6 protein-coding genes are annotated in these 7,134 nt (G+C 53.7%); all 6 read right to left on the bottom strand.

Annotated features, from left to right (window positions below):
- Positions 1–413 precede the first annotated feature (413 nt).
- Entirely contained in the window at positions 414–1,058 is a 645-nt protein-coding gene (locus QZ305_RS11415; protein WP_294732100.1) for a sugar O-acetyltransferase, read from the bottom strand.
- A 142-nt stretch (positions 1,059–1,200) separates the two neighbouring features.
- Positions 1,201–2,730 (bottom strand): 4-alpha-glucanotransferase, encoded by a 1,530-nt coding sequence (gene malQ / locus QZ305_RS11410; protein ID WP_294732098.1) that lies wholly within the window; start codon positions 2,728–2,730, stop codon positions 1,201–1,203.
- A 9-nt stretch (positions 2,731–2,739) separates the two neighbouring features.
- Positions 2,740–3,765 carry a LacI family DNA-binding transcriptional regulator gene (locus tag QZ305_RS11405; protein WP_294732096.1) on the bottom strand — a complete coding sequence of 342 codons (1,026 nt, stop codon included), beginning with the start codon at positions 3,763–3,765 and terminating at the stop codon, positions 2,740–2,742.
- Positions 3,766–3,771: 6 nt separating this feature from the next.
- Complete coding sequence (locus tag QZ305_RS11400; RefSeq protein WP_294732095.1) at positions 3,772–4,614, bottom strand: carbohydrate ABC transporter permease; 843 nt, start codon at positions 4,612–4,614, stop codon at positions 3,772–3,774.
- Complete coding sequence (locus QZ305_RS11395; protein WP_294732093.1) at positions 4,614–5,465, bottom strand: carbohydrate ABC transporter permease; 852 nt, start codon at positions 5,463–5,465, stop codon at positions 4,614–4,616. The genes QZ305_RS11400 and QZ305_RS11395 overlap by 1 nt, the downstream gene beginning before the upstream one ends.
- A 73-nt stretch (positions 5,466–5,538) precedes the next feature.
- Complete coding sequence (locus QZ305_RS11390; RefSeq protein ID WP_294732091.1) at positions 5,539–6,861, bottom strand: ABC transporter substrate-binding protein; 1,323 nt, start codon at positions 6,859–6,861, stop codon at positions 5,539–5,541.
- Positions 6,862–7,134 lie beyond the last annotated feature (273 nt).

Genomic DNA, 7,134 nt, shown 5'->3' with positions numbered 1-7,134 from the left:
CATAACTCATCCGCAAGAGCTTGTCAACGACTTTTTTTGAACTTTTTATTCATTCGATTCGCCGACTCAGTTGATAAGTTCAACTGACTCGCGGCTCACTTATAATACCACAGCCGCAGGAGAATGCAACCACTTTTTGTTCTTTTTTGCGTTTTTATGTTCTTTATTATCAATAAGTGCAAATCGCGACAGTTCATGCAACTCTCCCGGCTTTCTCCTGAAGCCTACGATTAAGCAATGCAAACCCCATACATTCAATACAGCCCCCACCTTTCATCTGCAGCCCGTATCCCTATCCATACAGCCCCCATCTCCCCCTTTCCCCGTATCCGCCCTGTCCAGGGATGGTCCGGCCATCCCCATCGACAGAAAAAGGACCAGCAGTGCTGATCCCTGTTTTTAAGGCTGCAGAATCATTCGCCTTGCTGCAATTGCCTGTACAGCAGTTCTTCCAGCTCCTGATCTATTCTGGACCCACGGCCATAGCAAAAGTGGTCCTGTTTTGTGATTTTTCGCATGACCCGGCAGGGATTGCCGGCGGCTACACAATCAGCGGGAATGGACCTGGTCACAACACTCCCTGCACCGATCACGGAATTCTCACCGATTTCCACCCCGGGCAGAATAATCACGCCGGCACCAATCCAGCTGTTTTTTCCAATGCGGACGGGTTCCGTGTACTGCCAGAGTCGGTTGCGGAGTCCGGGATCAACAGGGTGACTGCCGCTGATCAGCGTTACGTTGGGGCCAATCTGCACGCAGTCTTCAATCACGATGGGTCCGTCATCCACCATGGTGAGATTGAAATTGATGTAAACCGAGTGCCCGATGTGGCAGAACCGGCCGGCCCAGTTGGCGTGGATCTGTCCTTCCACATAACTCTCTTCGCCAAAGGACGCAAACATTTTTTTCAGCAGCGCTTTCCTGGCACCCCATTCCGTGCATGGCAGCTGATTGTAGGCATCCATCAGGGCCAGAGTCTGCTGCTGTGCCTGCCGGAGTACAGGGTCATCGGTCCGGTAGAGTTTTCCCGCTTCTTTCCGTTCACTGTGATTCATGTTCCCAGTATAGCAGATCCCATCAGAGCAGCGTATCCGGTTCTGAGGACTGTCTGTGTTCCCTGCATTCTGCTTTCCAGTAGGCTTATCAGAGAACCGAAAAAAACTGCCGTCCGGTGTCCGGTTACGGCAGTTTCGGTCATTATTCAGCGGATTCGCAGGGAACGCATTTGGGTTTCTGCGGCAGGCGGCCGTACATCTTCGTATAGTCGCGAAGCTTCTGAGCCAGCTCGTCCGTGAAGACACCGGGAAGCGCTCGCCAGGTCCAGTTGGAGCCAACGGTGCTGGGTGTATTCATCCGGCTTTCGTCTCCCAGGCACAGAAGATCCTGTGCTGTGAGAATCGACAGTCCGGCGGGAGAAGCCATGAGTTCCCGCATCATGATCCAGTTTCTGTCCTCGTCGCTGTCCTCTCCGTCGATCCGCAGATACTCTTCTGCGAATTTCACGCTGTCACGGGGTGCGGATTCGAACCAGCCTTTGACGGTCTGGTTGTCATGGGTGCCGGTGTAGGCAACGCTGTTGACAGGATAGTTGAAGGGCAGATACTCGTTGCTGTTTCCATCCCGGGAGTCAAAGGCGAACTGCAGAATCTTCATGCCGGGGTATCCGGTGTCTTTCAGCAGTTTGCGGACGGAATCCGTGAGGAATCCCAGGTCTTCCGCAATGATTTTCCCTTCAGGAACATGCTTGCTGACTTTGTTGAAGAGATCCATCCCCGGACCTTTTTTCCATTCACCGTTTTTGGCGGTGGTGGCGCCATAGGGAATAGCGTAATAGGAATCAAACCCGCGGAAGTGATCGATCCGGACGATGTTGTACAGCTTTGTCAGATACTGGATCCGGCGCAGCCACCAGTCATATCCGGTTTTTTTATGGTAATCCCAGTCATACAGGGGATTGCCCCAGAGCTGACCATCCGCACTGAATCCATCAGGCGGGCAGCCGGCGACGGCAACCGGTGTCCGGTCGGCGTCCAGCTGGAAAAGCTCCGGATGGCTCCAGGCGTCAACGGAGTCCAGGGCGACATAGATCGGCAGATCGCCGATGATGTCAATGCCCTTGTCGTTGGCGTACTTCCGGAGGTCCTTCCACTGTTTGAAGAACAGATACTGAACCGCTTCGTAGAAATCCACATCTTCCCGGTACTTTTCAGCCAGACGGGTCACGGCTTCAGAACCGTAGTTCTTCTCGTCGTCGTTCCACTCCAGCCAGGATTTGCCGCCATTCTTGTCTTTCAGCGCCATGAACAGGGCATAATCCGGGAGCCAGTCGTAGTTTTCTTCCAGGAATTCATAGTAGTCATCCGGCTTGTTTTTCAGCAGCCGGCTGACGGCCTTTCTCAGAACCTTTGTGCGGTTCCGGTACAAAGCACCGTAGTCCACGGATTCCGGACTGGCGCCCCAGTCCAGGTCTTCATACTCGCTTTTTTCCAGTAACCCATCTTCGGCCAGCATATCCAGATCGATGAAATACGGATTTCCGGCGAAGGTGGAAAAAGACGCATAGGGGGAGTCCCCGTAGCTTGTGGGCACAACCGGAAGAAGCTGCCAGACAGACTGACCGGCTTTCTCCAGGAAATTCACAAAATCATATGCCTCTCTGCCCATGGAACCGATTCCCTGGCTGCCGGGAAGGCTGGACAGATGCATCAAAACACCATTTCTGCGCATAACACTCACTCACTTTTCAAGTACAGGCGGCATCAGGCTTTCGCCTTCCTGCATTCTGAAGGATGTCTCCCGGAAAGATCCGGGGACTTTGTTTTCAATCATATCCAGCAGCATCCGGACACTTTCCCTGGCAAGCTCTTCCTGATCCTGACACATCGTCGCGATGCGGGGAACGGTATACTGCGCCAGGGAGATGCCGTCGAAGCTCAGAAGAGAAATATCTTCCGGTACCCGAAGGCCTCTGTCCCGGATAGCCCGGAGGGCACCGATGGCCATGACATCCGCCATGACAAATACTGCAGTGAGCTCGGGCATTCTGTCAAGCAAAGACAGCATGCCTTCATAGCCATCTTCCACCGAAAACATCCCCTGCTGATAGCTGCGGGCCGGATCGAAGGGAACACTGTTGTCGAAAAAGGCATACTGCGCACCGAGAAACCGGGACATCGCCGCCTGGGAACGGGTTCTGTCTCCCCCGAGCACCGCTATGTTCCGGTGTCCCAGGGACAGCAGCGTCTGCACAGCAAACTGCGCCGCCTGCGTGTCGTTGGTGGTGACAGATCCCACATTGTCAAACCCCAGGTCTTCCGCGGAGTTGGTCACCAGAACACAGGGGACATCGATGCCGGAAAACCCCTTCTGGAAATTCTGCCGGGTGCTTCCCAGAAAGAAGATTCCTTCCGGGGGCTGATGCTTGCAGATTTCCTGGGCTTCCTCCACCTCATTGCCGCTTTCATCTATGTAATGCATGCTGGCACTGTACCCTGCTTCTTCAATCTGATTCTGCAGAATTTCCACCAGGGATGCGAACAGCAGGTTGTTGGTTCCCCGGATGATCAGGGCAATGCCCTCCGGGGTCTGCTGTTTCAGAAACTTCGCATTGGTATTCAGCTGGAAGTGATACTTGTCCACGACCTCGCGGATCCGTCTGACAGCCTGTTCACTGACCGGACCAGATTCATTGAGCACCCGCGAGACAGTACCGGTGGAATACCCCGATTCCCGGGCTATATCCTTGATCGTCATGCGGGCCATGCCGGTTTACCCCTTTACAGCGCCGGCAGCCACACCCTTGATGATGTGTTTCTGACCCAGCACATAGACAATGATGATGGGGATGACCGTCAGCATGATGGAGGCCATCATCGGTCCCATGGAAACACGGCCATAGGATCCGCGGAAATACTGGATCAGCATGGGAATGGTCTTGTACTTCTTGATGTCCAGCACCAGGGTGGGCAGCAGATAGTCGTTCCAGACCCACATGGCTTCCAGAATGCCTACAGACACCATGGTGGGTTTCAGCATGGGAAGCACGATCTTGAAGAAAGTCTGCAGCGGGCTGCAGCCGTCGATCATGGCGGATTCCTCGATTTCCAGCGGAATGGATTTCACGAAGCCGGCGAACATGAACACAGCCAGACCGGCGCCGAATCCCAGATAAATCACCCACAGGTTGTAGGGGTTGTTCAGTTTCAGCATGTCAGCGGTCTGGGACAGCGTGAACATAACCATCTGGAAGGGCACAACCATGGAGAACACGAACAGGTAGTACAGGGCGTTGGAGACTTTTGTCTGCACACGGCTGATGTACCAGGCGCACATGGAGCAGCAGATCACGATGGCGATTACGGATGTCACCGTGATGAACAGGGAATACCACAGAGACGCCAGGAAGCCCTGGGAGTTGATGGCATTCGCGTAGTTGGCAAGACCCGCGAAGGTTTCGCTGTCGGGCAGCTGGAACGCTCCGGCGGTGGTGATGGCGCTTTCGATTTTCAGGGAGTTCATCAGGATCATGAAAATCGGATACATCCAGGCAACCGAACAGATCGCCAGGATGACAGTCAGCAGGATGCTGCCTTCGCCTTTTTTCTTTTTCATTACTGCTGTACCTCTCTTTTCCGGGTATAGCCCAGCTGGAAGGAAGAAATGATCACGACAATGACGGAGAAGATAACCGCCTTGGCCTGACCGATGCCCTTCCAGGCCTTGCCGGCACGGGCATAGAATGTGTCAAAAATATTCAGGGCAAACATCTGCGTCATGTCATTGGGCGCACCGTCAGTCAGCGCCAGGTTCTGGTCATAGAGCTTGAAGCTGTTGGTCAGCGTCAGGAACATGCAGATGGTAATGGAAGGCATGACCATGGGGATCTTGATCTTCCACAGGATTTCCCATTCCGTGGCACCGTCGATCCGGGCAGCTTCCAGCAGGTCGTCGGGAACGTTCTGCAGACCGGCAATGTAGATGATCATCATGTAGCCGATCTGCTGCCAGCCCAGCAGGATGATCATGCCCCAGTAACCGGCTGTGGCGTTCAGTGCCAGCAGCGGCTGAGCGGTCAGGGACAGAACACAGTTGATCAGGATCTGCCAGATATACCCCAGCACGATGCCGCCGATCAGGTTGGGCATGAAGAACACAGCCCGGAAGAAGTTGGTTCCCTTCAGTTTCTGTGTCAGCATCATGGCCAGAACGAAGGCCACAACGTTGATGAAAATGATGGACACAACAGCCACCAGCACGGTGAACAGGCCTGCATGCAGGAATGTCTCATCCTGCAGAGCTTCAATGTAGTTGCCAATGCCGATGAACGTCGCGTTGCCCACAGTGGTGAACTGGCAGAACGACAGGTACAGACCCTCCAGGAAGGGAATGATGAACCCGATGGTGAACGCCAGCAGGGTGGGGAGAACGAAGATCCAGGCATATCTGCGCAAAGATTTTTCCATACTTATCTCCTTTTAAGAAAAAACGGGCAGACGCACAGTCTGCCCGTACAACACTCAGATATCAGAACCGGTATTATTTGTTGGCCAGTTCGTATTCGGTCTTCCAGCCGTCTACAAACGCGGTTTCAACAGCTTCCCACTTCTCATCTGTCGGATCAGCCGCATAGGCAGTCAGCGCTTCGCCGACACCGTTCTTCCATTCTTCGGAGGGCATCGTCGTGAAGCACCATGCTACAGGAGTCGCACCGTTTTCGGTCAGCTTCACATCTTCCTGAACGAATACGTTCGGAGACGGCTTGGCATCCTTGAACGGAATGACAAATCCCATCTGATCAGCCATGGCTGTTGTGCCTTCTTCGGAAGTCACGCACCAGTACATGAAGTCCAGAGTGGCCTGAATGTCTTCCTCGGAAGCATCCTTGTTGACTACCCAGTAGTTCTCGGTGCCTGTGCACAGACCCTGTGTGGCTTCGTCGCCTGCACCGATGTAAATGGGAATCATGGTCACGTCTTCATCCGTCAGGCCGGTTTCGTCGTTAACCACGTCACCGTAGGACCAGGAACCATTCTGATAGAATACAGCGTCGCCGGCTTTGAATTCGTTCAGAGAGTCATCGCCTGTCTTGGCGGCCAGGTCTTTGCCGTCTGTGGTGGAATCCTTGATGTACAGGTCGAAGATGTCACGATAGTTGTCCAGGTATGTGCCTTCAATGGCGTCTGTGTCCGTGATGTCCTTGTCCTGGTATTCGAAGTAGATCGGCAGGTTTGCCAGGTGGGTCTTGAAACGCCAGTCACTGGAGCCGTCCATGCCTGCGGATGTGAAGGCTGCAAAGCCCAGGTCATCCTTGCGGGACTGGATATCGTCGGCAACTTTCTTCAGATCCTCAAAGCTCTTGATGTCATCTGTGGTGTATCCGGCTTCCTTCAGCAGCTTCTGGTTGACGATGATGCCGTAGGATTCAACAACGTAGGCGATCGCGTCCACTTTTTCGGGATCTTCCGGATCCTTCAGCGTGTAGGCATCGCTGGTCAGCTCGTCGTAAACCGGCGTGCCTTTCAGGTCGTAGGCATATTCAGCCCAGTTCTTCAGGCCGACAGGGCCGTTTACCTGGAACAGGGTGGGAGCGGAGCTCTTGCCCATTTCGGACATCAGCGTGTTTTCATAGTCACTGGATGCAGCGGTAACAACCGTTACTTCAACACCGGTTTCCTCGGTATACTTCTTGGCCAGTTCCTGCCAGGCATCGTTCTGCTCGGGCTTGAAGTTCAGATAGTAGACAGATCCCTTCTTGCCGGAATCGCCTTTGTCGGAACCACCGTCGGAGCCAGTGGAGCAGCCGGCCAGAGCAGTCAGAGTCATCGCCCCGGCAACCGCCAGAGTTTTCCAGTTTTTCATAAGATTTCTTCCTCCGGGCAGACCTTGTTTCTGCCAATTTGTTGTAAACGTTTACAACCAACACCTGCATTATACACAACGAACGGGGCAGATGGAAGAGGAAACGTTTCCACTTGTTCCATTTTTATCAGGATTGTCCTGAATTGTGGGATTCCACCGGTTTTTCAGCGGAAAACCTGTATGAAACAGCTGCATCGTGACTTATGTAAGCGCAAAATAAATCGAGTAGAGACTAGGTCCCTCTCACACCACCCAGCGTGCCGTTCGGCACTG

Origin of the sequence: uncultured Faecalibaculum sp. (assembly GCF_910588395.1) — a bacterium.
In the GTDB taxonomy this organism is placed as follows: Bacteria; Bacillota_I; Bacilli_A; order Erysipelotrichales; family Erysipelotrichaceae; genus Faecalibaculum.
Note: the sequence above shows the minus strand (reverse complement) of the source record. Positions and strands in the feature narration are given on the sequence as shown.

Bases quoted from the DNA above. Each gene is read 5' to 3' on its own strand.
- QZ305_RS11415 (WP_294732100.1), bottom strand. From the start codon at position 1,058: ATGAATCACAGTGAACGGAAAGAAGCGGGAAAACTCTACCGGACCGAT.
- malQ (WP_294732098.1), bottom strand. From the start codon at position 2,730: ATGCGCAGAAATGGTGTTTTGATGCATCTGTCCAGCCTTCCCGGCAGC.
- QZ305_RS11405 (WP_294732096.1), bottom strand. From the start codon at position 3,765: ATGGCCCGCATGACGATCAAGGATATAGCCCGGGAATCGGGGTATTCC.
- QZ305_RS11400 (WP_294732095.1), bottom strand. From the start codon at position 4,614: ATGAAAAAGAAAAAAGGCGAAGGCAGCATCCTGCTGACTGTCATCCTG.
- QZ305_RS11395 (WP_294732093.1), bottom strand. From the start codon at position 5,465: ATGGAAAAATCTTTGCGCAGATATGCCTGGATCTTCGTTCTCCCCACC.
- QZ305_RS11390 (WP_294732091.1), bottom strand. From the start codon at position 6,861: ATGAAAAACTGGAAAACTCTGGCGGTTGCCGGGGCGATGACTCTGACT.